The organism is Azomonas agilis, from assembly GCF_007830255.1.
In the GTDB taxonomy this organism is placed as follows: Bacteria; Pseudomonadota; Gammaproteobacteria; order Pseudomonadales; family Pseudomonadaceae; genus Azomonas; species Azomonas agilis.
Genome location: NZ_VLKG01000001.1, coordinates 399,229 through 424,586 on the forward strand (window position 1 = coordinate 399,229; position 25,358 = coordinate 424,586).

At 51.0% G+C, this 25,358-nt stretch carries 25 protein-coding genes; 15 read left to right on the forward strand and 10 right to left on the reverse strand.

Annotated elements, in window-relative coordinates:
* Positions 1 to 43 precede the first annotated feature (43 nt).
* From radA to LX59_RS01830, 3 genes are all read left to right on the forward strand, one after another.
* Positions 44 to 1,414 (forward strand): DNA repair protein RadA, encoded by a 1,371-nt coding sequence (gene radA, locus LX59_RS01820; protein ID WP_144570123.1) that lies wholly within the window; start codon positions 44 to 46, stop codon positions 1,412 to 1,414.
* A gap of 7 nt (positions 1,415 to 1,421) precedes the next feature.
* Entirely contained in the window at positions 1,422 to 2,051 is a 630-nt protein-coding gene (locus LX59_RS01825; protein WP_144570124.1) for a SanA/YdcF family protein, read from the forward strand.
* Positions 2,052 to 2,125: 74 nt separating this feature from the next.
* Positions 2,126 to 2,461 carry a hypothetical protein gene (locus tag LX59_RS01830; protein ID WP_144570125.1) on the forward strand — a complete coding sequence of 112 codons (336 nt, stop codon included), beginning with the start codon at positions 2,126 to 2,128 and terminating at the stop codon, positions 2,459 to 2,461.
* A 7-nt stretch (positions 2,462 to 2,468) separates the two neighbouring features.
* On the opposite strand, the gene LX59_RS01835 is transcribed toward LX59_RS01830, so the two are convergent.
* The gene (locus LX59_RS01835; protein WP_144570126.1) at positions 2,469 to 2,864 is read right to left on the reverse strand and encodes a diacylglycerol kinase; all 396 of its coding nucleotides are present in this window, start codon (positions 2,862 to 2,864) and stop codon (positions 2,469 to 2,471) included.
* A gap of 251 nt (positions 2,865 to 3,115) precedes the next feature.
* Here LX59_RS01835 and LX59_RS01840 point away from each other — a divergent pair, with 251 nt between their 5' ends.
* Genes LX59_RS01840 through LX59_RS01850 form a run of 3 tightly spaced genes read left to right on the forward strand, consistent with a single transcriptional unit; the run spans position 3,116 to position 4,789 of the window.
* Positions 3,116 to 3,541: a polyribonucleotide nucleotidyltransferase gene (locus LX59_RS01840; RefSeq protein ID WP_144570127.1), complete on the forward strand. Its 426-nt coding sequence runs from the start codon at positions 3,116 to 3,118 to the stop codon at positions 3,539 to 3,541.
* The gene (locus LX59_RS01845; RefSeq protein WP_144570128.1) at positions 3,538 to 4,461 is read left to right on the forward strand and encodes a cation diffusion facilitator family transporter; all 924 of its coding nucleotides are present in this window, start codon (positions 3,538 to 3,540) and stop codon (positions 4,459 to 4,461) included. Before LX59_RS01840 ends, LX59_RS01845 begins: the two co-directional genes overlap by 4 nt.
* Positions 4,439 to 4,789 (forward strand): HopJ type III effector protein, encoded by a 351-nt coding sequence (locus LX59_RS01850; protein WP_144570129.1) that lies wholly within the window; start codon positions 4,439 to 4,441, stop codon positions 4,787 to 4,789. Before LX59_RS01845 ends, LX59_RS01850 begins: the two co-directional genes overlap by 23 nt.
* Positions 4,790 to 4,794: 5 nt before the next feature.
* Here LX59_RS01850 and cysZ read toward each other — a convergent pair whose 3' ends face one another.
* From cysZ to LX59_RS01865, 3 genes are all read right to left on the reverse strand, one after another.
* Entirely contained in the window at positions 4,795 to 5,541 is a 747-nt protein-coding gene (cysZ, locus tag LX59_RS01855; RefSeq protein WP_144570130.1) for a sulfate transporter CysZ, read from the reverse strand.
* 257 nt (positions 5,542 to 5,798) lie between these two features.
* Entirely contained in the window at positions 5,799 to 6,284 is a 486-nt protein-coding gene (locus tag LX59_RS01860; protein ID WP_144570131.1) for a glutathione peroxidase, read from the reverse strand.
* 74 nt (positions 6,285 to 6,358) lie between these two features.
* The gene (locus LX59_RS01865; RefSeq protein WP_144570132.1) at positions 6,359 to 6,844 is read right to left on the reverse strand and encodes an FKBP-type peptidyl-prolyl cis-trans isomerase; all 486 of its coding nucleotides are present in this window, start codon (positions 6,842 to 6,844) and stop codon (positions 6,359 to 6,361) included.
* Between the two features lie 331 nt (positions 6,845 to 7,175).
* Here LX59_RS01865 and LX59_RS01870 point away from each other — a divergent pair, with 331 nt between their 5' ends.
* Together LX59_RS01870 and pta are read left to right on the forward strand one after the other, a co-directional pair.
* Positions 7,176 to 8,363, forward strand: coding sequence for an acetate kinase (locus tag LX59_RS01870; RefSeq protein ID WP_144570133.1), 1,188 nt, complete (start codon positions 7,176 to 7,178; stop codon positions 8,361 to 8,363).
* A 126-nt stretch (positions 8,364 to 8,489) separates the two neighbouring features.
* Positions 8,490 to 10,589, forward strand: coding sequence for a phosphate acetyltransferase (gene pta / locus LX59_RS01875; protein ID WP_144570134.1), 2,100 nt, complete (start codon positions 8,490 to 8,492; stop codon positions 10,587 to 10,589).
* 52 nt (positions 10,590 to 10,641) lie between these two features.
* Here the strand turns inward: pta and LX59_RS01880 are convergent, their stop codons facing one another.
* From LX59_RS01880 to LX59_RS01890, 3 genes are all read right to left on the reverse strand, one after another.
* Positions 10,642 to 13,968, reverse strand: a complete 3,327-nt coding sequence (locus tag LX59_RS01880; RefSeq protein WP_144570135.1) for a bifunctional diguanylate cyclase/phosphodiesterase — start codon at positions 13,966 to 13,968, stop codon at positions 10,642 to 10,644.
* 339 nt (positions 13,969 to 14,307) lie between these two features.
* Positions 14,308 to 14,997: a YiaD family glycine zipper/OmpA-like lipoprotein gene (locus LX59_RS16025; protein ID WP_144570136.1), complete on the reverse strand. Its 690-nt coding sequence runs from the start codon at positions 14,995 to 14,997 to the stop codon at positions 14,308 to 14,310.
* Positions 14,998 to 15,092: 95 nt separating this feature from the next.
* Positions 15,093 to 15,734, reverse strand: coding sequence for an MBL fold metallo-hydrolase (locus LX59_RS01890; RefSeq protein WP_144570137.1), 642 nt, complete (start codon positions 15,732 to 15,734; stop codon positions 15,093 to 15,095).
* A gap of 199 nt (positions 15,735 to 15,933) precedes the next feature.
* On the opposite strand from LX59_RS01890, the gene LX59_RS16030 reads away from it, so the two are divergent.
* Complete coding sequence (locus LX59_RS16030; RefSeq protein ID WP_144570138.1) at positions 15,934 to 17,253, forward strand: methyl-accepting chemotaxis protein; 1,320 nt, start codon at positions 15,934 to 15,936, stop codon at positions 17,251 to 17,253.
* Between the two features lie 52 nt (positions 17,254 to 17,305).
* Here LX59_RS16030 and LX59_RS01900 read toward each other — a convergent pair whose 3' ends face one another.
* The 3 genes from LX59_RS01900 to LX59_RS01910 are packed head-to-tail and all read right to left on the reverse strand — an operon-like array spanning position 17,306 to position 19,811.
* On the reverse strand, positions 17,306 to 18,301 hold the full coding sequence (locus LX59_RS01900; RefSeq protein WP_144570139.1) for a sulfate ABC transporter substrate-binding protein: 996 nt from the start codon (positions 18,299 to 18,301) through the stop codon (positions 17,306 to 17,308).
* 37 nt (positions 18,302 to 18,338) lie between these two features.
* A complete protein-coding gene (locus tag LX59_RS01905) occupies positions 18,339 to 19,175 on the reverse strand; it encodes a sigma-54-dependent transcriptional regulator (RefSeq protein ID WP_246118649.1) in 837 nt (278 codons plus the stop codon).
* A 54-nt stretch (positions 19,176 to 19,229) separates the two neighbouring features.
* Positions 19,230 to 19,811 (reverse strand): RBBP9/YdeN family alpha/beta hydrolase, encoded by a 582-nt coding sequence (locus tag LX59_RS01910; RefSeq protein ID WP_144570141.1) that lies wholly within the window; start codon positions 19,809 to 19,811, stop codon positions 19,230 to 19,232.
* 223 nt (positions 19,812 to 20,034) lie between these two features.
* On the opposite strand from LX59_RS01910, the gene oscA reads away from it, so the two are divergent.
* The 6 genes from oscA to LX59_RS01940 all read left to right on the forward strand — a co-directional run bounded on the left by oscA (position 20,035) and on the right by LX59_RS01940 (position 25,356).
* Entirely contained in the window at positions 20,035 to 20,226 is a 192-nt protein-coding gene (gene oscA / locus LX59_RS01915; RefSeq protein WP_144570142.1) for a sulfur starvation response protein OscA, read from the forward strand.
* 42 nt (positions 20,227 to 20,268) lie between these two features.
* On the forward strand, positions 20,269 to 21,276 hold the full coding sequence (locus tag LX59_RS01920) for a sulfate ABC transporter substrate-binding protein (RefSeq protein ID WP_144570143.1): 1,008 nt from the start codon (positions 20,269 to 20,271) through the stop codon (positions 21,274 to 21,276).
* A gap of 82 nt (positions 21,277 to 21,358) precedes the next feature.
* A complete protein-coding gene (gene cysT / locus LX59_RS01925; protein ID WP_144570144.1) occupies positions 21,359 to 22,177 on the forward strand; it encodes a sulfate ABC transporter permease subunit CysT in 819 nt (272 codons plus the stop codon).
* Between the two features lie 10 nt (positions 22,178 to 22,187).
* Entirely contained in the window at positions 22,188 to 23,060 is an 873-nt protein-coding gene (gene cysW / locus LX59_RS01930; protein WP_144570145.1) for a sulfate ABC transporter permease subunit CysW, read from the forward strand.
* Positions 23,061 to 23,063: 3 nt separating this feature from the next.
* A complete protein-coding gene (locus tag LX59_RS01935; protein WP_144570146.1) occupies positions 23,064 to 24,041 on the forward strand; it encodes a sulfate/molybdate ABC transporter ATP-binding protein in 978 nt (325 codons plus the stop codon).
* Positions 24,042 to 24,285: 244 nt separating this feature from the next.
* Entirely contained in the window at positions 24,286 to 25,356 is a 1,071-nt protein-coding gene (locus LX59_RS01940; RefSeq protein WP_144570147.1) for an LOG family protein, read from the forward strand.
* The last annotated feature ends 2 nt before the right edge of the window (positions 25,357 to 25,358 follow it).

Sequence of the window (25,358 nt, forward strand, 5' to 3'; positions counted from 1 at the left end):
CTTTGGCTAAGATACTGGTCTTTGTTTGATCGGAGCGGGTTTCATGGCCAAAGCCAAACGCTTGTACGGCTGCACAGAATGCGGAGCCACCTTTCCCAAATGGGCCGGACAATGCAGCGAATGCGGGGCTTGGAATACCCTAATTGAAACCCGCCTTGAGTCTCACCCCACTAGTTCAAGCAGCCGCCGCACGGGTTGGACTGGCGAGCAAAGCAACATCCGCACCTTGGCTGAGGTCAGCGTAGAAGAGGTTCCGCGCTTTTCCACCGCTTGCGGTGAGTTGGATCGGGTTTTGGGCGGCGGTTTGGTGGATGGCTCGGTGGTCTTGATTGGCGGCGACCCCGGAATCGGCAAGTCCACCATTTTGCTCCAAACCCTGTGCAACATCGCCCAGCGCTTTCCTGCGCTATACGTCACTGGGGAAGAATCACAGCAGCAAGTGGCCTTACGCGCGCGCCGGCTGGAATTGCCGCAAGATCGCCTCAAGGTAATGACCGAAACCTGTATTGAAGCCATCATCGCCACAGCGCGCCAAGAGCAACCACGAGTGATGGTAATTGACTCCATTCAAACCATCTATACCGAGCAACTGCAATCCGCCCCCGGTGGCGTGGCGCAGGTACGGGAAAGTACCGCACTGCTGGTGCGTTTCGCCAAACAAACCGGAACTGCGGTGTTTTTGGTTGGGCATGTCACTAAGGAAGGCTCACTGGCTGGCCCTCGGGTGCTGGAGCACATGGTGGATACCGTTCTGTATTTTGAGGGTGAGCCGGACGGTCGCTTGCGTATGCTGCGCGCAGTGAAAAACCGCTTTGGGGCCATCAATGAGCTGGGCGTATTTGGGATGACTGATCGTGGGCTGAAAGAGGTTTCCAATCCCTCAGCGATTTTCCTGACCCGCGCCTCAGAAGCGGTTCCCGGCAGCGTGGTGATGGCGACTTGGGAAGGATCGCGCCCGATGCTGGTGGAAGTTCAGGCCTTGGTGGATAGCAGTCACATGGCTAACCCTCGCCGCGTGACTTTGGGCTTGGATCAAAACCGGCTGGCTATGTTGCTGGCTGTTTTGCATCGACATGGCGGCATTCCCACCTATGACCAAGATGTGTTCCTCAACGTGGTAGGCGGCGTTAAGGTGCTGGAAACTGCGGCTGACTTGGCCTTGATGGCGGCGGTTATCTCCAGCCTACGCAACCGTGCCTTGCCCCATGATCTGCTGGTATTTGGTGAGGTAGGCTTATCCGGCGAGGTACGCCCCGTACCCAGCGGCCAAGAACGTCTGAAGGAGGCCGCTAAGCATGGGTTTAAACGCGCCATCATCCCCAAAACCAATGCGCCTAAAGAGGCTCCTAAGGGCTTAAGGGTGGTAGCGGTAACGCGACTAGAACAGGCGTTAGAGGCACTCTTTGAGGAATAAAAGCTTCATGTGTCTACTCAAAATCATCTTATTGGGCTCAGTCAGCCTTGGCCTTGGCTTTTTAATCATCAGTAATCTATGGGTCAGCCGATACGCCCAATACGCCACTAACCATCTGGATCTCCTACCAACAGAGTCAGTTTGTTTGGTATTAGGCACCAACAAAACCTTAGCCAATGGCCAGCCTAATGCTTTTTATCAACACCGTATGGAAGCAGCAGCCCAAGTTTATCGGGCTGGGAAATGCCAAAAACTCATCGTTTCTGGGGCTCTACCTACTGCGCAGTACAATGAGCCCGACGAGATGAAAAACAGCCTGATTGCCTTAGGTGTCCCTGCTGAGGTTATCTTCTGTGATTATGCGGGGATACGCACCCTAGATTCAGTAGTGCGCTTTAAACAAATTTTCGGGCAATCCTCTGGAATTGTGGTATCCCAAGAGTTTCACAACGCACGGGCCATCTACATTGCCCAACATCATCAGATTCAGCTCACTGGATTTAACGCCCAAGAGCTAAGTAGCTATCGCACCCTAAAAACCCGCCTGCGCGAAATTTTCTCCAAGGGATTGGTGGTGTTGGATGTACTGGTTTTTCACACCAAACCCCGATATTTAGGCGATAAAATCCCCCTATAATGCGGCCAACATGAACGGGCTCACTAACACCACATCCCTGAGCAGCCCGTGCCCAAGCTCTTACAGGAACTTATATGCTAACGCCTAAAGCCATCAGTCATCGTGTGCCCTCAAGCGAAGGAACTGAGCGGACACTGCTGAATACTGAGTACAACGGCAAACAACTGCGGGTATGGATCAGCTCAAAACCGGGCGTACAGCCTGATAATGCAGAATTAGGGGAAACCGATCGGGTGCATTTGGCGATCTTAGTCAACCACCATGAAATTACCCGTAAGTTAGGGGATATTTTGAAAAAATCGCAAACCGGCGATGCCGTGGTAGTGGCGTGCCAAACCCAGAAAACCTACCAAACGGTATTAAAGTTTCTGGGTTATGTACGGGAAACAGCCCCTGATCAAGGCGTTTAGTGTGCAATCACAGCAAAATAATGCCCCACACCAAGGTAATGGCTGTCAGAGAAACAAACTGGGCTGCACTACCCATATCCTTCGCCTGTTTGGATAAAGGATGCAGCTCTAGGGAAATACGGTCTACCGTGGCCTCAATGGCAGAATTGAGCAATTCCACGATCAAACTCAGTAACAAGACCGCGACTAACAGAGCGCGCTCACCACGGCTTACCTCGACCCAAAAAGCAATGGGGAGTAGCAACAGATTAAGCAAGACCAACTGACGAAAGGCGGCCTCCCCGCGAAAAGCCGCCTGAAAGCCTGCCAGTGAATAACCCGCGGCTTTAATAATACGGGCAACCCCTGAGCGCCCTTTCAGCGCTTGAGCATCAGGGATGGGATCGGATGGAACAGAACTCATGCAACGTTACTCCAAAATGGGATCAAAAATTAACAGAGCTCAAATAAAAACCGGGTGGTCGGACCCCCCAAACCACCCGGCTATGCTACGAGCTACAAAACTGTACCCTGTCCTGCAACTGATCAATAGGATCATAAGCGATCCATGATTGGCTTTCGAGTTGAGCTGATCTCTGAATATTTCATAAATCGACAATCCGAAATAGAACACTTTTAGCTACAGAGGCTCCCATGAATCAAGCCGGAGGACACATGCGTCTATTCAAGCCACTGATCAGTGGTCTGCTGATCAGTACGCTGACGATACAGCTCACAGGATGCGGGTCGATCTTTTACCCTGATCGACGGGGACAGATCGGTGGAGATGTCGACCCCTTGATTGCAGGATTGGATGCCCTCGGCTTACTGCTTTACATTGTGCCCGGCGTTGTAGCACTGAGCATCGACTTCACTACCGGAGCCATCTATATCCCCCATACTCGCCGTCCGCAGTACAGCCTTGAACCTCAAAAGCTGCAGGAAACCTTGCAAGCCGACGGTCAGGTAGATCGGGCACGCTTAAAAATGCTGCTGGAACAGGAGTTAGGCTACAGCCTGCCTTTAGAAGATCAACAAGTTACCCTCAAGCGCGTCCCGCGCCAGATTTTGGCCCAAAGCACTGCCCCCTCAAGCCCATGAATAATCCCTACCATGCACAACTAATGCGCCGTGCCACCTATGCGGCTTTGACGGTGGCACTCAGTTTAGCCTTGGGTAAAGCCATCGCTTGGTGGCTAAGCGAATCTGTGAGTCTGTTGGCAGGATTGACAGACTCTCTATTGGATGGCGTGGCCTCCTTACTCAATCTGCTGGCCGTTCACTATGCACTGCAACCGCCTGATAACGAGCACCGTTATGGACACGGTAAAGCTGAAGCCCTTGCAGGCTTAGGGCAAGCTACCTTTATCGGTTTAAGCGCTGTATTGGTGGGAAGCCAAGCCATCGAGCGCTGGATCAACCCGCAACCCTTGGCCGCTCCGACCTTGGGCATTTTGGTGATGCTACTTTCCTTGGTCTTGACCACTGCCCTAATTCGCTATCAAGACTATGTAGTACGCACTACCGGCTCAACGGCTATTCGAGCAGACTCCCTACACTATCGCTCTGATTTACTGCTCAATGGCAGCATTTTACTGGCGTTAGTACTTACAGAGTTGGGCTTAGAGCGTATGGATGCAGTGTTTGGCATTCTGATCAGCTTTTACATTTTATGGAGTGCGATCAAGATCGCCCGCGAAGCCACAGCGGTCTTGATGGATCGAGAGTTATCTCCAGAAATCACCACCTCCATCAAAGCCTTAATCTGTGCCACGCCCCACGTCATAGGCTGCCATGAACTACGCACCCGGGGCTCAGGAACCCGCTGGTTTATTCAACTGCACGTTGATTTACCCGAGTCTATGAGCCTCAAAGAAGCACATCAGGCCTGCGTACAGATCAGCCAAAATATCCAACAGCATTATCCTCAGGCAGAGGTTTTGGTACATGCCGATCCTCTATCCCCGCATTATTATGAGCAGCAAACCGAGAACTACTGTGAACGACCTCAGTCAATTTAGAGCCAAAATCCAACACGATGACCACCGCTTTAGCGATACTCTGCAGTTTATTGCCCAGCACTACCACTACCAGCCCACTGCTTTTACCAATGGTGATGTCCAGAATGCAGTGGGAGAAAACGAAGGCTCTTGTAAGCTGTTAGGCCTTGCCGTACTCGAAGGCTTTAGCACTCAAGAAGCACTGTTAGCCTTTGGGGAACACTATCGGGCCGTGTTAGCACACCCTGAAGCTGAGGATCATCGCAACATTCGCGCCCTGATGCAGCAAGGCCTTGAGGCAGTCCAGTTTACGCAACCGCCTCTAACACCTAAGAAGCATAATCTCTAAGCGGACTATTCTGCCTTATCGGATTGCTGTTGCTCTTGTACCCACAGCACAGTGGCACCCGCTACGGCAGCGGGCATCACCAACAAGTTAAAACCTGGCACCAATAAAGCGGCATAGGTAGTACCGCCTAGCCCAAAGCTTTTCCAACGCCGAGCGCGTATCCAAGCTAAGGTTTCGCCCCAGTTTAGGCGATGATTATCGGCTGGGTAATCCAAGTACTGCACGGCCATCATCCAAACCCCAAAGATCAACCATAAGGGGGTGGCCACTAAGTTGACTACAGGAATGACGGATAACAGCAACAACCCCAAGACACGCGGTATGAAATAGGACAGCTTTTGCCACTCCCGCGCCATACTATGGGGTACAACAGCCACGAATTCAGCCCACTGAAATTCCGGCACAGAAGCTTGAGGGTCTAGCAAACGCTCTACACGTTCAGACAATAAACCATTGAACGGAGCCGCTAAAAAGTTCGCCACCAAGGTAAAGGTAAAAAACACGATCACCAGCAACAACAGCACAAAAATGGGCCAGAGCAGATATTCTAAAAACAACAACCAATCTGGCAAACTGGGCATCAGTATGGCCAACCAATGCTCAAACTGCTGAATAGATAGATACAACAGCCCAGAAAATACCAATATATTCAACGACAGCGGCAATAACACAAACAGCCTAAGCTCTGGGCGAAAAATCAAACGCAAGCCAGCTATCCAACAGGACACACCTACCCCGAATACTGAAGGCATAAACATTCACTCAAAGGCTATAAACACCTTATTGTGCCCTTAGCCTTTCCACTGAAAAAAGCTCAAAGGATGAAATAGCATTTTTCTATCATAAGGATAGAAAACATATATTAACAAGCAAGGCTCTTGTGTTTAGAATGCAGGCTTTCCCAAGGGTCATCCTCTCCTTCCCTTCTGCTGCCTTCCCCAAGGCTTATTTTGGATGACCCTTTTTTTATACCTAGCGCTTTGAAACCCTACTCAAAAATAGATATTCGCTACTCGAACAAGGCGGACTCGATCTGCTGCGTCAAACCGGGATCGTCAGGCAGTACGCGAGGGGAAAAACGGGCAATGATCTGGCCCTTTTTACCGACAAGAAACTTCTCAAAATTCCATGTGATATCACCGGGGAATGGAGCCTGATCCCCAGCCAGCCATTGGTATAACAGATGACGCTGCGGCCCGTTGACTTCTAACTTTCCCGCCATCGGAAAGCTGACCCCGTAGTTAAGACTGCAAAACTGGCGAATGTCTTCGTCTGTACCTGGCTCCTGTGCTCCAAATTGATTGCAGGGCACGCCCAATACACTAAACCCACGCGATGCATATTGTCGGTACAGGGTTTCTAATCCAGCATACTGGGGAGTCAAACCACACTGAGAAGCTACATTGACTACCAATACCACCTGATTGCGAAATTGCTCTAAGGCTAATTGGCCACCGCCCAGTGCCGGTAAAATCATCGAATGAAAACTATCCACGATCCCCTCCCCAGCTGAATGATAACAGGCACAGACTTTAAATCGGTGTACAGCCCGTACCTATTCTTTACTGCTTAGTGGTGGTGTCCGCCCTCGCCATGAATATGGCCGTGGGCAATTTCTTCTGGACTTGCATCACGCACCTGTACGACCGTTACGTCAAAATTCAAACGCTGACCGGCTAAAGGATGATTGCCATCCACAATGACGTTATCGCCATCCAATTCACGAATAGTCACAATTTGCATACCGCCATCGGGGGCAGAAGCATGGAACTGCATCCCCACTTCTAACTGATCCACCCCTTCAAACATGGAGCGATTTAGGGTAGCTAACAGCTCTGCACTGTACTCGCCATAAGCATCAGTAGGTTCAATGCTGACTTGGAAACGATCACCTACTACCTTACCTTCTAATGCCCGCTCAAGCCCAACGATGATGGCATTGGCACCGTGCAGATAAACCAGCGGCGCACCACCGGCTGAACTGTCGATCACCTCACCAGCCTCGTTGGTCAGGGTATAGTCGATTGAAACAGCTTTCTGGGAGGCGATCTGCATGAGCCTAACCTTATTACAAAGAAGAAATGGAGTTTGAAGTGTAGCTGGCTGCAAAGATTTAAGCGAATCACAGCCCTTTAAAGCGCGGCAAATTACCGCGACCCCACGAAAGTAGCCAACTTTCAAGCACTTCCTACAACCTTTGGATGAGTCTCACACCCCATGAGTTATGTAAGAATCCTTCCAATCTAGCGCTCTTGTACGAACACTGTGACACAAAACGAACACCAGCGTTGCGATTAAGACTACAAGTCTAGGGGATCCGGTACAGCAGAGCGGCAGGCGAAAATCCTAATAAACTCAAATAATTAGCTAAACCGAGGAGTTCCAAATGTCTGATCGCAATATTTTGGTGATCAATTGTGGCAGTTCGTCCATCAAGTTTGCCCTAGTTCATGAATATGAGCCTACATTCCGACTGCAAGGCTTGGCAGAACGCTTAGGTAGCCCCGAGGCGGTGTTGCAATGGCAAGTCGGCCCAGAGAAACAAATCAAAGACATGCCAGGCGCAGATCACCAAGCCGCCCTGTCTTTCATTCTGCCCTTAGCCCAAAAAGCAGCCGGCGGCCATTTGGATGGTATTGGCCATCGCGTTGTACACGGTGGTGAGCACTTCACCAGTGCCGGAATCGTCAACGATGAGGTATTGGAAGGCATCCGTGCCAGTGCCCAATTAGCTCCGCTGCACAACCCAGCGAACCTGATTGGTATTGAAGCGGCTATAGAGTTGTTCCCCGGTTTGCCGCAGGTAGCCGTTTTCGACACCGCCTTCCACCAAAGCATGCCAGACTACGCTTACCACTACGCCGTACCGGAGTTTTTGTATAAAGAGCACGGTGTCCGCCGCTATGGTTTCCACGGCACCAGCCACCGTTATGTAAGCAAACGCGCCGCCGAAATGACCGGCTTACCCGTTGAAGATAGCTGCTGGTTGAGTGCCCATCTAGGTAATGGCAGCTCCACTTGTGCCATCGTCAACGGCGAGAGCCGTGACACCAGCATGGGCATGACACCGCTGGAAGGTTTAGTCATGGGAACCCGCAGCGGTGATGTAGACCCCAATCTACACAGCTACTTGGCCAGTACCCTCGGCTGGAGCTTGGATCAAATCGACAACATGCTAAACCGTGACAGCGGTTTGAAAGGCCTGTCGGGTTTATCCAACGATATGCGCACCATTTACGAGGCCAAAAAAGCGGGCCATCAGGGTGCGACGCTGGCTTTTAATGTGTTCTGCTACCGCCTCGCTAAGTCGCTAGCCGGTATGGCCTGCGCCCTGCCCCGCCTAGATGGTCTGATTTTTACCGGCGGCATCGGTGAAAACTCAGCCGCTGTACGCGCCCAAACCGTCGAGTTCTTAAAACTCTTTAACATTAAATTGGACGCAGAAGCCAATGCCCGCTGTGTATGCGGCGTAGCGGGAGAAATCCAAGCGGCTGGAAGCCCACGGGTTATGGTCGTTCCCACGAACGAAGAACGGCAAATCGCGCTGGATACACTGGCCTTACTGGACGACTAATTCATCTGTCCGCAGATCCTTTAATCTCAGTCCGAAACTCCATCGTTTCGGACTGGGGAAACTACTCTAACAATGGATCTGCAAGCGTTCCCGTGTTATCCAACTTCGCTCCCCAAAGGAGATGTTATGCACGCCCTTTTCCTAGCTCCTACCGGTTTTAGTGTTGGTTTGAATTCCATCAGCTTGGGTTTATTCCGTGCTCTTGAGCAGGCTGGTCTTAAAGTCGGCTTCTTCAAACCCATCGCCCAACCCTTTCCCCTTGACCAAGGTCGGGAACGCTCATGCCTCTTAGTAGAGCGGGCTCTTGGCTATACAGCACCCGATCCTATTCCTTTAGAGCAGGTGGAACACCAACTGGCCAATGGTGATTTGGATTTACTGTTGGAAGAGGTGGTCAGCCGTTACCAACAGGCGGCCGCTGGTAAAGATGTGGTGATTGTGGAAGGTATGATGCCTACCCACAAGGCCGCCGACTATCCAGTGCGTCTGAACACCCATCTGGCTAAAAGCCTAGACGCGGAGGTTATTTTAGTCGCCGCGCAGGGTGAAGACAGCCTCAAACAACTGGCTGAACGCATTGAGATTCAAGCCCAATCTTTCGGCGGTGCTAAAGATCCTAAAGTCTTAGGCGTTGTGCTGAATAAAGTTCGCTACGCAGCGGGCATCCCGGCCTTTGTAGAGCAGCTAAAACAAGCCCTACCTATCTTAGATACAGCCGACTTCCAACTGTTAGGCAGTATTCCTTTCCAAACAGAGCTCAACGCCCTGCGTACCCGTGATGTGGCTGAACTGCTGGGTGCCAAAGTGCTGAATGCCGGTGAAGCAGAGCAACGCCGCATCCAACAGATTGTGCTCTGTGCTCGGGCCGTTCCTAACACAGTACCCTTACTGCAATCCGGTGTACTGGTGGTTACGCCCGGCGATCGTGACGACATCATCCTTGCAGCCGCTTTAGCTTCACTCAACGGTGTGAAACTGGCCGGACTGCTGCTGTGCAGTGACTTCGCCCCCGATGAGCGCATCATGGGACTGTGCAAAGCTGCTTTAGACAGCGGCCTACCAGTGATGACGGTCACTACTGGCTCCTACGATACGGCCAATAATCTATTCGGTCTGAATAAAGAAACGCCCTCCGATGATATTGAGCGGGCCAAAAATGTCACTCAGTTCATCGCCAGCCACCTACACCCTGAGTCACTGCATACTCGTTGCAGCTTGCCGCGTGAGCTGCGCATGTCCCCAGCCGCTTTCCGCTACCAGTTGGTGAAACGCGCACAGGATGCCAATAAGCGTATCGTACTCCCAGAAGGCAGCGAACCCAGAACCGTGCGCGCCGCCGCCATCTGCCAAGAGCGCCAGATTGCGCGCTGTGTTCTATTAGCCAAACCGGAAGAAGTACACAAGGTTGCCCAAGAACAGGGCATCAATCTACCCGCTGGCTTGGAAATCCTTGACCCTGAGCAGATTATCGGCAACTACGTCGAGCCTATGGTAGAGATGCGCAAAGCCAAGGGCTTAACCCCTGAGCAAGCTCGCGAGCAACTGCAAGATACCGTGGTTTTAGGCACTATGATGTTGGCTTTGGATGAGGTAGACGGATTAGTCTCCGGGGCCATCCACACCACCGCCAACACCATTCGCCCCGCGCTGCAACTGATCAAAACTGCACCGGGTTACAACCTCGTATCCTCAGTATTCTTTATGCTGCTGCCCGATCAGGTACTGGTGTACGGCGATTGCGCGGTCAACCCCAATCCCAACGCTACCGAATTGGCCGAAATTGCCCTACAAAGCGCCGAATCTGCTGTGGCTTTGGGCGTTTCGCCACGGGTAGCGATGATCAGCTATTCCACCGGAACCTCCGGCAGTGGTGCAGAAGTAGAGAAAGTCGTCGAGGCCACACGCATTGCCCAAGACCGTCGCCCAGATCTGCCCATCGACGGCCCCTTGCAATATGACGCTGCTTCCGTGCTCAGTGTCGGTAAGCAAAAAGCACCTAACAGCAAGGTAGCCGGCCAAGCTACAGTGTTTGTATTCCCCGATCTGAATACAGGCAACACCACCTATAAGGCGGTACAGCGCAATGCGAACTGCTTAAGCGTGGGCCCCATGCTGCAAGGCTTAGCCAAGCCGGTTAACGATTTGTCACGCGGTGCCTTAGTAGATGACATCGTATTTACCATCGCTCTGACTGCTTTACAGGCCGCCAACCGTTCCACCCGCTAAGCCATTAGCTACTCTAAATAGGCCGCTTTATCTGATGAAGCGGCCTTTAAATTCAGCTTGATGATATTTTCGGGAGCATGGTTGTATCACTGATCTCCAATCGGGTGCCTTCACGCAACAGAGTTTCAAATGCCTGAGCAGAGACTGGCTTGCTGAAATAGTAACCTTGGATTTCATCACATCGGTAGGCACGCAACACATCGCATTGCTCAGCAGTTTCGACACCCTCGGCGACCACCTTAAATTTTAGGCTATGCGCCAACCTAATCACCGACCGTACTATGGCTTCATCCTCTGAGCGGATTAGCATATTGTCCACAAAGGATTTATCAATTTTCAGGGTATCCACGGGTAAGTGCTTTAAATAGCTGAGGCTGGAATAGCCGGTACCAAAATCATCTATCGAGAGTCGTATCCCTACAGCCGTGAGTCGATCAAAAATACCGATCGTACGCTCAACATCTTGCGCAATCATGCTTTCTGTCAGCTCTAACTCCAGCAACTCCGGTGCCAGCCCTGTTTCCTGCAATACATCCAGTGTCCAAACGGAAAGATCTTGTTGCAGCAGGTAGGCGGAAATGTTGACGGCCACGGTGGTACGCGGCAAACCAGCATCAAACCAAGCTTTAGCCTGAAGACAGGCTGTACGCATCACCCACGCACTGATCGGAACAATTAGGCCCGACTCTTCTGCCACAGGAATAAATTGATCAGGCGGTATCATACCCAATTGAGGATGATGCCAACGCAATAAAGCCTCACAACCGACAATCCCCCCTGTGTGCAAACTCACCTTGGGCTGATAAACCAGTTGTAACTGTCCGGCGGCCACCGCGCCGTGCAGAAAAGTTTCCAGATTGATGCGCTGTTGCATCTGCTGATTCATTTCCGCTGTGAAGCTGACGCACCGATTTCGCCCCAAACGCTTGGCATGACACAGAGCTTGATCTGCATGCTGAATGAGGGTTTCAGCATTATTGCTGTCATAGGGGCAAAGACTTAACCCCACGTGGCTGGATAGATGAATCTCTCGCCCCTGTAACAGAATGGGCTGGCAGATACTGTCAATAACTTTGCGGGCGATCAAATGGGCTTCATCAACATGCTGCAAGTCTCGTACAAGGATTAGGAACTGATCACCACTATGGCGCGCCACGGTATCAGCTTGGGTAAACAGCGAAACCAGCCGCTCACCCATCGCCTTTAGCACTTTGTCACCAAAAGGATGGCCGTAAGCATCATTAACGACCTTAAATCTATTCAAATCGACCAGCAGTAAGGCTTGTGGCTTATGGGTTTGCTCAGCGCTGGCAATGGCTTGTTCAAGCCGATCTCGGAGCAAATAGCGATTGGGTAGATCCGTGACTACATCGTGTGTAGCTAGGTGGCGTAAACGCTGCTCCGCTCGTTTACGCTCTGAAATATCCGTACCTAATCCAACAAAACCACAGGCTCCCTCGTGGGCAAAACGCACGCCGGTAAACAAGCAGGGAATGCGCTGACCATTAGGCAGTACATAGCTGGCCTCAAAATGCACCGCTCCTTTCTCAAATACTTCTGCCACCTTAGCGGCAACCCGTTCTTGTTCATCTTTGGGCATAAATGAGATGGGATCTACACCCAGCAACTGATCAGCCTTGGTGCCGGTAATGCGCTCAAAATTTCGGTTCCAGCGTTGCAGACGAACGTATTCATCACAATGGTAGAACACACCCGGCAGACTATTCAGCACTGCATCGGCATAATCTCGTTCTTGCTTTAAGCGCCGTTCAGCCTTACGACGGGCTGAGATATCTTCAATGACTAGGGTATAAACAGGCTGCCCCTGCTGGTGCCCTTTAATCACGCGCACTTCAGCGTCAAACACTCCTAAATGGCCGACGAGCTGATAAGTGCTGATGTCTTTGATGGCTAACATGCTGGGCCAATCTAGGGCATTTTCTGGAGTATCCACCAGCTCGGTAATGGGCCGCTGTAGCACTTGCTCTCGACAGCAACCAAAGAGTTGTGTGGCAGCCCGATTCCATTCGATGACTAAAAGCTGCTTATCCAAACTAAAAATGGCTGTATCCGTGGAGTCAATAATGGCTCCTTTTAAGGCCAAAGAAGCCAACTGCTGCTCCTTAGCTTCAAGCAGTTCGATATTTTGCAGGGCCAACTGCTCTTCACGCTGTTGCACGGCTAAAGCTAAATGACTTAACGCTTGCTCTAGGCGCTGGGTTTCCCGAAACTCACTGGAAGGGCTGTCAATAACCAAAGGTTCCAAGGTATCTGAGTCACTGGCTTGTTTCAGTCGGCGCTCAAGCTTAACCAAAGGCTGAGTAAAGCGGCGAGCTATGCGTATGGAACCCCATACCAGGCCAATCAAAATCAACAGCCCCATACCTGCTACTTGGTAAAGTTGGCGGCGTAAAGGAGCCTCAATCAGAGCCGTAGGGCGGCTGGCGACAACCACCCAAGTAAGCCCACCTTTAAGTTCAAGGTGTCGAACCGCAGCCCAATGGCTTCCCTGTGCCGATACCCATTGGCCAACACCCGCCTCACCCTGTGACTGAATCAACTGAGCCAGTTCGTTGGGTACACTGAGTGGCTCTCCAGCAATACGCTGATCGCCAATCAAAAGCGGTGTGTTGCCTAATTCAACAATCTGGAGCTGTACTCCATACTCGGTAGCCAATTCCTGTAAAAATCGGTTTAAGGCGGGCAAATCCAAGTCAACATCTAACACGCCAATGAGCTGGGCGTTTGCATCCCATAGTGCTTTTACATAGCTCAACCCCCAGAGCGGAACTCGGCTAATGGAATGCACAATCCATTGATAACTGGGTAACCAACGACCTTCCGCAGCTCCTTGGAGCGCAGCCTGATAAAAAGGACGGGCGCGAGGATCATAGCCATTAGGAGCCTGCTGGGTATAAGGAATAAATCCTTGTTCGGTCAGGACAAAATTGCGAGTCATGGCAGCATCAGGCCGCGCTCCTGGATGCAGCCACAATAGAATTTGCCCCTCAGAAGTTCGCTCTAAGGTACCGTACTCACCGTATTCTGGTAGCACAATACCCAGATAGCTGAGCTCAGGGCGTTGCTCGAAGGCAGCTAAAGCCCGATCCAATGCAGGAAACAAGGTGCTGGCTGTTACTGCGGGTACTCTGGCGATACGCTCTGCTGAGTCTGCCGTCATCTCAGCCGCTTGGATCAGTATGCGTAAGCGCTCGACTGAACGATCCAAAGCATGGGAGAGTTCATATTCGGCCGCTTGCCGTGTGCTAGAAACCGCTTGCCATACCATGCCTATGAGCACAGCGCTACCAATCACCAACACCAATCCAGCCGCATTTTGCACTAGAGCACTGGAGAACGATCGAGTCAGCTGCTTCATTATTTTATTCTGAGTTGAGCGACATAACCTGTCATAACTGCGCTTAGCGCGTCGTTTTCCTAACTGTTCACGTTAGTTTGCAGCAGACTTAAGAAAAACCGCCCATGCTTTTCCAAGACATTGCGCGAAATTTCAAACGACCTAACATGAAGGCATACTAATAGCGCATTAAGCCTCTACTCAGCAAATTTCTTAGCGAAAGATTAGATTCAAGGTACTTGCTTAAGATCAAAACTCTATTAATAAGCCCAGAGAGCCTCTATCCACAAAACTAAAGCGCCATAAAAAAGCCCCAGAAACTGGGGCTTTTTGGCAAAAAATCAAACAAATCCTTTATCGTCAGTAAGGCTGCTGCTGATGTTGCTGCTGCATGGGGGTCAATTTAACCTCCACACGACGGTTTTGGGCCCGTCCCGATTCAGTCGCATTGCTGGCAATGGGATTTTCTGGGCCGGCACCACGAGCAATCACCCGTGAACCCTCAACACCCTGAGACACTAAATAGTTCACCACGCTTTGGGCACGGCGTTGGGATAAGGCCACATTGTTCTGGTAAGAGCCTGTGCTATCGGTATAACCGATGACTTCAATGGTGCTTTGATTGTACTGTCTGAGGCTATTGGCCAGATTATTCAGGGGCGTATAGAAGCTGCTGGAAATATCTGACGAGTTGGTGGCAAAGGTTATATTGCCGGGCATCACCAAGGTCAACTGATCCCCTTGACGCTGGATATCAATCCCTGTGTTGGCCATTTGCTGGCGTAACTCGGCCTCTTGTTTATCCACGTAGTAACCGTAACCAGCGCCCGCAGCACCCCCTACAGCCGCTCCGATCAAAGCCCCTTTACCACGGTTATCTTTATTCAGTAAGGCACCGGCTGCGGCACCGGCCAAAGCGCCCATACCACCGTAGGTTGCCGTTTTACCGACACCTTGGCTCTGGTTTTGATTGTTCGGATCGTTTGAGGCACAGCCTGCCAAAAACACTGCCATGCAGCCCCAAATCAGAGGGCGGGATAATTTAAGCATAGAACACACTCCTATAAAGACCTTGCATACCTTGGCAAGATCATCATATCAATAACGAACCTCTAGGGCTTTAGAGGTATCACAGTTTCCAGAAATTAGCCTCGAATGTAAGGATTTTCCCGCATTTCGTCGCCTAATAGGGTATCTGGGCCATGCCCCGTAATCACACGAGTGTTTTGGTCTAACCTATAGAGCTTTTGACGAATAGATTGTTCCAAAGTTGCATAATCCCCACCCCACAAATCCGTGCGCCCTATGCCTCGACGAAATAGGGTGTCTCCGGCTACCAGTAAGTGCTCCTGAGGGAACCAAAAACAAGTTGATCCTGGAGAGTGTCCCGGCGTATGTAGGGCTATGCCACCCAAGGCTAGCGCGTCTCCATCCTGCAACCAATCGTCAGGCTCCGGGACTGGAGTATAGGCTAGACGAAACGCACGGCATTGCATCTCTACAGCCTCCCATAAAAAACGATCTGCCGCCGGTACCGCGATACGGGCTCCAGTATGCTGCTTTAAGGCTCCTGCGCCCATCACATGATCTAAATGAGCATGGGTGTGCAAAATACTGACTAAACGCAAGTTAAACTGATGCACATAGGCCATTATCTGATCTGCATCTCCACCCGGATCAATCACCAAGGCTTCACCCGTCTCCGTATTGCCTATCAGGGTGCAATTACAATGCAACAACCCCACAGGAAAGGTTTTGCAGATCAATTGAGATGACACAGCAGACATCCGTATTCTTCCTATACTCTAGTGAAAATTGCCGTGCGGGCGGATATGTTTGTATACAACAAACAAACCCATTTGGGTTTTACCCTGACTGGCTTTAAACAACACAGTATGTATTGCTGTAGTGGTATAAAACTCTCGACACCTGCACTACGCACTTGTGCATTTTTACCCAACGTAACCTCAAGGTAGGTCGGTTTTGATGTTTAACTCAGCGCTTAAACGGCAACTATCTGACATGCAACGTGAATCAGCCAAAGTGCAGAGCGTCCGTGATGCAATCGGTCAATCAATGTTGTGTTTTAGTGTCTCGCATCAAGGGGTTATAGAGGAGATTAACGACCAGATGCTGCAATTTCTTGGATACAGAAGCGCTACAGAATTGCAGGGTCGGCCCGTAGATCAACTGTTATCCAACTATTACCGCACCACTGCCGCCTACCCCAAAATACAAGCCACATGGCGCAATGGCCCCTCATTCCATGATGTGTGCGGTCTGATGTGCAAAGATGGTCGTGAGGTTTGGGCATCCTTAACTTGGACTCCGGTAAAGGACAAACAAGGACAATTGCTGCAAGTAATTTGTCTGGGAAATGAGATTACTGAAGCCTTAGAGCGCGCTCAGGAACAAGAGAGTTTGATTAACGCCCTTATGCGCTCTATGGCCGTGATTGAGTTCACCCCAGAAGGCAACATCGTTACGGCCAACAGCAAATTTTTACAGTTGATGGGGTATTCACTCGATACTTTGAAAGGCAAACACCATCGCATGCTTTGTGAGCCTTCGTTAGTAAACTCGTCGGAATACCAAGAGTTTTGGCGCACCCTCAATCAGGGCCAATACGTCACTGGTCGATTTAAACGTCTCGATAGCCACGGACATGCCATTTGGCTGGAAGCCTCATACAACCCCGTATTTGACCTACACAACAATCTGAAAAAAATCGTTAAATTCGCTACGGATATTACCGAGCAAGTTCAACAGGAGCAGGCCGTAGCAGAGGCCGCTGAAATTGCCTACAGCACCTCAAAACAAACCGACCTCTGTGCCCAACAAGGCTCAACGGTGGTACAGCACACGCTCAACGTGATGCATCAAATCGCCGATCAAATTCAGCAGGCCTCCGCCGGAATTGAGGCATTAAATAAACAATCCCTGCTCATCAGCAACATCATTAAAACCATCAGTGGGATTGCCGATCAGACCAACCTATTGGCCTTGAATGCTGCCATTGAGGCCGCACGGGCTGGAGATCAAGGACGCGGCTTTGCGGTGGTCGCTGACGAGGTTCGACAACTGGCAGGACGCACCAGTAAAGCCACGGAAGAAATCGTTACTGTGGTGCAACAAAACCAGCAATTAGCCGCTCAAGCAGTGACCAATATGGCCACCAGTCAGCAGCAAACCACGGAAGGATTGGAACTGGCCAACCAAGCAGGCTCGGTTATTGTGGAAATCCAAGAAGGCGCTCGTCATGTAGTAAACGCAGTTGAACAATTTGCCACACGCCTTAAAAATTAAGGAGCTGGCTTTGAGCACTCGAAGCCGTCGAGTGCCCTTCAGCGCTCAGACTCTACTTTTTGATGTAAATTTGATCAAAAATACCACCATCTGCAAAATGTTCTTTCTGAATCACTGGCCACTCACCGAAAGTTTTTACCACCGGCAAAAACGCTACTTTAGGGAAGCGATCGGCAAACTCAGCCAGCACTTTAGGATCACGAGGCCGCAAGTAGTTTTGTGCGGCAATCCGCTGTCCCTCTTCAGACCACAGATACTTTAAGTAGGCTTCGGCCTGTTGGCGGGTACCCTTTTTATCCACCACTTTATCTACGACAGTCACGGGTGGCTCCGCTTCAGCAGATACGCTGGGATAAACCACTTCAAAACCACCGCGCCCAAATTCACGGGCAATCATTTCAGCTTCGTTCTCAAAGGTGATCAGAACGTCGCCAATTTGGTTTTGAATAAAGGTGGTAGTGGCCGCACGCCCGCCGGTATCGAGTACCGGAGCTTGACGGAAGAGTTTGCCGACAAAGTCACGCGCGGCTTTATCATCTTGGCCCTGCTGCTTCACATAGCCCCAAGCTGATAAGTAAGTGTAGCGACCGTTACCTGAGGTTTTGGGGTTGGGCACTATAACCTGTACGCCTTCTTTAAGCAGATCCGGCCAATCTTTGAGCTGCTTGGGATTCCCTTTACGCACAATAAACACTGTCGCTGAGGTAAAGGGCGCGCTGTTATTGGGTAAACGGTCAGCCCAATGTTCGGGAATCAGCTTTCCATGCTCGTACAAGGCATTGATGTCGGTGGCCATGTTCATGGTAATTACGTCGGCTTGCAGACCATCAATCACCGCCCGCGCTTGCTTGCTAGAGCCACCGTGGGACATTTGGACGTTTAACGGACTTCCATCCTCCGCTTTCCAATGCTTTAAAAAAGCGGCGTTGTAGTCTTTATAAAAGTCCCGCATCACGTCGTAAGACACATTCAGCAAGGTAGTTGCCTGTAATGTACCGGCTAATCCCAACCCGGCGGTCAACAACGATAGGCTTAGAAATCGCTTCACAGAGTACCTCTTATTCAGTCCAGAGTATTGGCTGTCATCAGTCTGTCTGCATGAACCCCACACAAGGCCAATACAGATGTTGCGGCAAAAGCTGGGTTTCTCCACACATCAAGAGCGCAAAATGCATGCAACTCTCTAACTCACGGGTATTTCCCGGCCAAGGATAGTTTAACAACTGCTGGTTCGTGGCTTCAGTTAAACGCGGGGGCTGTATATTGAGACGCTGGCTGTAATAATTCAGAAAATACTCCGCCAAAGGCAAAATGTCGGCGGGACGCTCACGCAATGCCGGCAGTCGCAAGTAACTGGGCTGTAAGCGCTCAAACAGATCTCGATTGAAACGCCCGGCTTGCACGGCACGTTGTAAATCAAAGCTGGTGGATACAATGAGACGCACCGCCACTGGGGTAGCTTGAGCAGCACCCACGCGCCAAACCACACCCTGTTCTAATACCTCAAACAATCGTTGCTGCAAACTCAGCGATAAATCGCCGATTTCGTCCAGATACAGGGTTCCTCCTTGGGCGGAACCTAGCCATCCCGCCCGACTGCTCAAACCGGCGGAAATACTCGCGATGTGCCCAAACAACTCAGCCTCACCCTGAGTAGGGCTAAGGCTGCCGGTATTTACCGCTACGAATAACCCCGAACGCTCACTCTGCCGATGGATAAAGCGGGCCAGTAATTCTTTACCCGTGCCCTGCTCACCCTCAATCAATACCGGCTTTGTGTGGGTACTCAGTTGCTCAAGCTGCTGTTTGAGCTGCACAGATTTAGGATCGACAAACACCAAGGCTCCAGCTCGAATGCTAGAGGGCGTGCGCTCCGTATCTGCAAAGGCCAACAAAGCCGGAGATTCTGGACGCTGAAACACGACAAACGACTCCATTCCCCCAGAGAACCCCACTTCATAAGGTGGGCCTTAGGTTTAAGCACAACGACGGGCTTGCTGCTCAATCAAATTCTGCAAACGGTACAGATAGGCAAAGCCTTGTTCCCAGCGGTAATGCCCCGACTTAATATTGATGTGTCCAACCCCCACCAAAATAGCCGCTTCACTCCCCCAGTCACGAGCTAGCTCTAAAGCGCGCAATGGCGTGGCCGCTGGGTCATTATCCGACCCCACCAGCAGACTGGGAAAAGGCAGAGGTTGCCGAGGAATGGGGGCAAAGTTAACCAAAGCCTCGGGGCAATCTGCGCGCTCTACATCCGCAGGAGCAACCAGTAAGGCACCTCGAATTCGTCTTACAAGGGATGCCGGAGCCTGAGCCGCCCAATGGGTCAAGGTAATGCAACCCAGACTGTGGGCCACAATGACTGTGGGCCTGTCTTCAGAGGCGATGCTCTGTTCTAAACAATCCACCCAATCCTGCCGTTGGGGATAATCCCAATCTAGCTGCTCAACACGACAAGCGTTGGGTAAACAGCGCTGCCAATGGCTTTGCCAGTGATCGGCAGGCGAACCCTGCCAGCCGGGGAGTATCAGATAGCGAATCGCTTGACCGGACATGACAGCAATCCTCGTAGATGGCCGTGGATGAAGTGAGTCTTAGTGTATGCCAACCAGCTTATCTCGTTAAGAAATAAAAACTTATTTACTTATAAAAAATATATCTAATATATTCAAAAAAAGAATTACAAAATAAATAAATAATATTTTTTAGAATAACAAAAAGCCTTTATGATCTCCATCAGCCACCAAAGCTTGGATCAGTCACCCAAGGAGCCGCTTTATGACCACCCCTATTCGTAGTCTGGAATCAAATCACGAACCAAGCTCTATCCTGCGCGAAATCCAAACCGCTCTACGAGACCTTCGTTTTGGGGCGGTGGAAATCACGGTACATAACGGCCAAGTGGTGCAGATTGAGCGTAAAGAAAAATTCCGTCTGCAAGCTCAAAGCGGCGCAGGCAAAACGACCTAAGTATCTAAAAATCTTTTATAAATAGAATAGATAGGAGTTTGTATGTCCCTTCGCCGCTTCACTTTGGCTGCCTTAACCAGCGCCTTAATGGTTGGATCACTCCCTGCCAGCGCAGCCACTGAGCTGCTGAATGTGTCCTACGACCCCACCCGCGAGCTCTATGTTGAGTACAACCAAGCCTTTAACCGTTATTGGCAGTCTAAAGGCCATGAAGCGGTTAAAGTTCAACAATCCCACGGTGGCTCCGGTAAACAAGCGCGCTCCGTGATCGACGGGCTACGAGCTGATGTGGTGACATTAGCCCTAGCCAGCGACATTGATGCCCTGTATCAAAACGGTAAGCTGATCCCAGAAAATTGGCAAAGCCGCCTACCGAACGCCAGTACTCCCTACACCTCTACCATTGTATTTCTAGTACGCAAAGGCAACCCCAAAGGCATTAAAGACTGGGACGATTTGGTTAAGCCAGGCGTAGAAGTCATTACGCCTAATCCTAAAACCTCAGGCGGAGCACGCTGGAACTTCCTCGGTGCGTGGGCCTATGCCCAGAAAAAATTTGCCAACGATGAGGCCAAAACCCGAGCCTTCGTAACCCAACTGTATAAGCAAGTTCCGGTGTTAGATACCGGCGCTCGGGGTTCAACCATTACCTTCGTCAATAACAAGATTGGCGATGTACTCTTGGCGTGGGAGAACGAAGCCTTCTTAGCTCTGAAAGAAGAAGGCGGTGATAACCTACAAATTGTAGTGCCTTCCTTATCCATTCTGGCTGAACCGCCGGTCACTGTGGTCGATAAGAACGTAGACCGCAAAGGTACCCGCGAACTGGCCGAAGCCTACCTGAATTATTTGTACAGTGAAGAAGGACAGCGTATCGCTGCCAAAAATTTCTACCGCCCCCGCAACGCTAAGGTGGCAGCCGAATTTGCTAAACAATTCCCCACCTTAGAGCTTGTGACTATTGACGGAGCCTTTGGCGGCTGGAAAAGTGCCCAACCCAAATTCTTTGGTGATGGTGGAATTTTCGACCAGATCTATCGGGCCAAGTAAAGAGGCAGCGACTTGCCCACTGCCAGCACCAGCGGCAAGCGGGCTTGTCGCTTACCCCTAACGCCTACTTTGGAATATTGCTATGTCTCGCCGCACTTCCCCCGTCATACCCGGCTTCGGGCTGACGCTGGGCTACACGCTGCTCTATCTGAGCCTCTTGGTACTGATTCCTCTGGGGGCTATGTTTCTCAAAACCACCGCCCTCTCTTGGAGCGAGTTTATTGCGGTCATTACCGATACCCGCGTCCTAGCAGCACTGCAACTAAGCTTTGGTACAGCCTTAGCCGCCGCCTTAATTAATGGTGTCGTCGGTACCCTCTTAGCTTGGGTGCTGGTGCGCTACACCTTTCCGGGGCGCAAGATTATGGAAGCCATGATTGACCTACCCTTTGCACTGCCCACTGCCGTTGCAGGGATTGCCTTGACTGCACTCTACGCGCCCAGCGGACTCATCGGACAATGGGCTACCGATCTTGGGTTTAAAATCGCTTACACCCCTTTGGGGATCAGTCTGGCTTTAACCTTTGTAACCCTGCCCTTTGTAGTACGCACCCTACAACCCGTATTGGCCGATATTCCCCGCGAAGTGGAAGAGGCTGCCGCCTGCTTAGGAGCTAATCCTTGGCAAAGCTTCCGTTATGTACTGCTGCCAGCCCTATTACCGGCTTGGTTGACCGGCTTTGCGCTGGCGTTTGCGCGGGGCGTGGGTGAATATGGCTCGGTAATTTTCATCGCCGGCAACATGCCGATGAAAACGGAAATTCTACCCCTGCTGATTATGGTGAAGCTGGATCAGTACGATTACACGGGCGCTACCGCCATTGGTGTACTGATGCTGGTGGTGTCTTTTATCTTACTGCTGCTGATTAACCTTCTACAGCGTCGCATCGCTACCCCCTAGGGAGGCCTTTATGTCGTCATCCTTAAGCAGTTCGGCCCCCTTTAGCCTTAGTAAGAGCCAAGGTCGTCCCCTAGGGCAACGCTTGCTGATTTTAAGTGCTTGGTTGGCCTTCGGCCTGTTGTTGCTATTGCCTTTATATGTCGTGCTGAGTGAAGCGCTCAAGCTGGGTTTTGGCACTTTTTTCAGCGCCATGCTGGAGCCCGATGCCCTAGCCGCCATGCAACTCACTTTGATTGCTGTGGGGATCTCGGTTCCCCTGAACCTAGTGTTTGGGGTTGCAGCGGCTTGGTGCGTCAGTAAATACGAGTTTCGAGGTAAGAGCCTACTGATTACTCTAATTGACCTGCCATTCTCCGTATCCCCTGTTATCGCCGGTTTAATCTATGTGCTGATGTTTGGCGCTCAAGGCTGGTTTGGGCCTTGGTTGTTGGATCGTGATCTGCAAATCATCTTTGCCGTGCCGGGTATTGTGCTGGCCACCCTATTCGTTACCGTTCCCTTTGTAGCCCGCGAGCTGATTCCCTTGATGCAAGAGCAAGGCACTCAAGAAGAAGAAGCCGCTCGTTTACTGGGAGCTAGCGGCTGGCAAATGTTCTGGCACGTTACCCTACCCAACATCAAATGGGGTTTGATTTACGGGGTGGTGCTCTGTACCGCACGGGCAATGGGCGAGTTTGGTGCTGTGTCCGTAGTATCCGGCCATATTCGTGGCTTGACCAATACCCTACCTCTGCATGTAGAAATTCTCTATAACGAATATAACCACGTCGCTGCCTTCAGCGTTGCCAGCCTACTGCTGGTCATGGCGCTGTTTATCTTGCTGCTCAAGCAGTGGAGCGAATCTCGAATCAACCGCCAACGCCACAACAGCGCGGAGGAGTAAGCCATGAGCATCGAAGTTTCTCAGGTCAACAAACACTTTGGCAGCTTTCAGGCCCTTAAAAACATCGACCTTAAGATTCAAAGTGGTGAGCTAGTGGCCCTTCTTGGCCCTTCCGGTTGTGGCAAAACCACCTTATTGCGCATTATCGCTGGACTGGAAACCCCAGACACCGGCTCAATCTTATTTCACGGCGAAGACGTTTCCAGCCGCGAAGTGCGCGAGCGTAACGTAGGCTTTGTATTCCAACATTACGCCTTATTTCGGCACATGAGCGTGTTTGATAATGTCGCCTTCGGCCTGCGTATGAAGCCAAAAAGCCAGCGGCCTAGCGAAAAAGTCATCGCCGACAAAGTGCATGAGCTGCTGAATCTCGTGCAGTTGGATTGGCTGGCCGACCGTTACCCAGAACAGCTTTCCGGTGGCCAGCGCCAGCGGATCGCTCTTGCCCGCGCCTTGGCCGTAGAACCTAAAGTCCTGCTGCTGGATGAGCCTTTTGGAGCCTTAGATGCCAAGGTACGCAAAGAGCTACGCCGTTGGTTAGCGCGCCTGCATGAGGAAGTACACCTAACCTCAGTGTTTGTAACCCACGATCAAGAAGAAGCTATGGAGGTCGCTGACCGCATCGTAGTGATGAACAAAGGTGTGGTAGAACAAATTGGCTCACCCGGCGAAGTGTATGAAAATCCCGCCAGCGACTTCGTGTATCACTTCTTAGGGGACTCCAACCACTTGAAGCAAGGCGATGAGCACATTCTGTTCCGTCCCCATGAGGTGGCTTTAGCGCGTCAAGCCGAAAATGATTTTCGTCCGGCAGAGGTACGGGATATTCGTCCGCTGGGTGCAGTGACCCGCATTACGCTCAAGTTAGACTCCCAAGACGAGTTTATTGAGGCGGAAGTGATTAAAGATCATGCCAGCCTCAAAGGGCTCAGCCGAGGACAGATTTTGTACTTCAAGCCTAAAGCCAATACTCCAGCTTAATCTCACTCCCCTCTCCACGCGGCACTCCAAGGTTTTTCGGAGTGCTATTGGGCACTAGGTTTACAGACTAAGCGCACCTCCGCTTTCTTCTTTAGGAGTGTTCACTGAGGATCTAAACTCATCAATACAGGTGTTACAGCAATCTCTGGAATTGGAATCTGTAGCTATTTTCTGCTCAAAGGACAGCACATCGCTGTATAACGCTGAATTCGTACCCTGTTACCCCAAGGGTTAGGAGGACAGCATGCCCTTTAATGATCATTATCTATCGCGTCACGTCCAAATCAGTGGCTCTCGCTTAGCGCAAACTCTTGATGAGCTGCTGCACCAAGCCCTACCAGAAGGTAACCCTAATAGTGCCTTGTATCGAGATATGCTGATGACCATCATCCGCATGGCACAAACCGATCATAGCCGCTGGGATGCCAAAATTTTGCTGCAAACCATTCACGAAATGGAGCGCGCCTTCCACCACTTAGATCGCTTCAAACGACGGCGTAAAGTCACCGTTTTTGGCTCATCCCGCGCACCTAAAGATCACCCTCTATATGCCCAAGCTAAAGCGTTAGGAGCCGCCCTTGCCCATCAAGATTTAATGGTTATGACAGGCGCAGGAAAAGGAATTATGGAAGCCGCCCATGAGGGTGCAGGATTGGAGTACAGTTTAGGGCTGAACATCATCTTGCCCTATGAACAGCAAGCAAACCCTATTGTGGCAGGAACCGATAACCTGCTGACCTTTCACTTCTTCTTTATCCGCAAACTATTTTTTGTGAAAGAGGCCGATGCCTTGGTGCTCTGTCCCGGTGGGTTTGGAACCCTAGACGAAGCCCTAGAGGTTCTAACTTTAGTACAAACGGGTAAGAGCCCCATTGTGCCTATTATTTTATTAGATGAACCTGGTGGATGTTATTGGACGGATTTACTGCGCTTTATGGAGCAGCACATGAAGGATCAGCAGTACATATCCTCCAGTGACTTACACCTGATGCGCCAAGCCCACAGCGTGGAAGAAGTCGTGTCGGATATCACCAGTTTCTACACCAACTTCCACTCCAGCCGCTGGTTAGACGAGCGTTTTGTAATCCGGCTACAACATAAACTGTCTGAAGCCACACTGGAGTATTTAAACCACGAGTATCGGGATTTGTGCCACCACGGAGCCTTTGAGCAGACTCCCTGTTGTCCTATGGAGCTTGATGATGAACCTGAACTGCAACACCTCACCCGCCTAAGCTTTGCCTTTAATGGTAGACACCACGGACGGCTACGCGCATTAATTGACTGTATCAATCACCCAGAACACTGGGCCTAATC

Excerpts from the sequence above, each read along its gene's own strand:
- radA (WP_144570123.1), top strand. The coding sequence starts at position 44 with ATGGCCAAAGCCAAACGCTTGTACGGCTGCACAGAATGCGGAGCCACC.
- LX59_RS01825 (WP_144570124.1), top strand. The coding sequence starts at position 1,422 with ATGTGTCTACTCAAAATCATCTTATTGGGCTCAGTCAGCCTTGGCCTT.
- LX59_RS01830 (WP_144570125.1), top strand. The coding sequence starts at position 2,126 with ATGCTAACGCCTAAAGCCATCAGTCATCGTGTGCCCTCAAGCGAAGGA.
- LX59_RS01835 (WP_144570126.1), bottom strand. The coding sequence starts at position 2,864 with ATGAGTTCTGTTCCATCCGATCCCATCCCTGATGCTCAAGCGCTGAAA.
- LX59_RS01840 (WP_144570127.1), top strand. The coding sequence starts at position 3,116 with ATGCGTCTATTCAAGCCACTGATCAGTGGTCTGCTGATCAGTACGCTG.
- LX59_RS01845 (WP_144570128.1), top strand. The coding sequence starts at position 3,538 with ATGAATAATCCCTACCATGCACAACTAATGCGCCGTGCCACCTATGCG.
- cysZ (WP_144570130.1), bottom strand. The coding sequence starts at position 5,541 with ATGCCTTCAGTATTCGGGGTAGGTGTGTCCTGTTGGATAGCTGGCTTG.
- LX59_RS01865 (WP_144570132.1), bottom strand. The coding sequence starts at position 6,844 with ATGCAGATCGCCTCCCAGAAAGCTGTTTCAATCGACTATACCCTGACC.
- LX59_RS01870 (WP_144570133.1), top strand. The coding sequence starts at position 7,176 with ATGTCTGATCGCAATATTTTGGTGATCAATTGTGGCAGTTCGTCCATC.
- pta (WP_144570134.1), top strand. The coding sequence starts at position 8,490 with ATGCACGCCCTTTTCCTAGCTCCTACCGGTTTTAGTGTTGGTTTGAAT.
- LX59_RS01880 (WP_144570135.1), bottom strand. The coding sequence starts at position 13,968 with ATGAAGCAGCTGACTCGATCGTTCTCCAGTGCTCTAGTGCAAAATGCG.
- LX59_RS16025 (WP_144570136.1), bottom strand. The coding sequence starts at position 14,997 with ATGCTTAAATTATCCCGCCCTCTGATTTGGGGCTGCATGGCAGTGTTT.
- LX59_RS01890 (WP_144570137.1), bottom strand. The coding sequence starts at position 15,734 with ATGTCTGCTGTGTCATCTCAATTGATCTGCAAAACCTTTCCTGTGGGG.
- LX59_RS16030 (WP_144570138.1), top strand. The coding sequence starts at position 15,934 with ATGTTTAACTCAGCGCTTAAACGGCAACTATCTGACATGCAACGTGAA.
- LX59_RS01910 (WP_144570141.1), bottom strand. The coding sequence starts at position 19,811 with ATGTCCGGTCAAGCGATTCGCTATCTGATACTCCCCGGCTGGCAGGGT.
- oscA (WP_144570142.1), top strand. The coding sequence starts at position 20,035 with ATGACCACCCCTATTCGTAGTCTGGAATCAAATCACGAACCAAGCTCT.
- LX59_RS01920 (WP_144570143.1), top strand. The coding sequence starts at position 20,269 with ATGTCCCTTCGCCGCTTCACTTTGGCTGCCTTAACCAGCGCCTTAATG.
- cysT (WP_144570144.1), top strand. The coding sequence starts at position 21,359 with ATGTCTCGCCGCACTTCCCCCGTCATACCCGGCTTCGGGCTGACGCTG.
- cysW (WP_144570145.1), top strand. The coding sequence starts at position 22,188 with ATGTCGTCATCCTTAAGCAGTTCGGCCCCCTTTAGCCTTAGTAAGAGC.
- LX59_RS01935 (WP_144570146.1), top strand. The coding sequence starts at position 23,064 with ATGAGCATCGAAGTTTCTCAGGTCAACAAACACTTTGGCAGCTTTCAG.
- LX59_RS01940 (WP_144570147.1), top strand. The coding sequence starts at position 24,286 with ATGCCCTTTAATGATCATTATCTATCGCGTCACGTCCAAATCAGTGGC.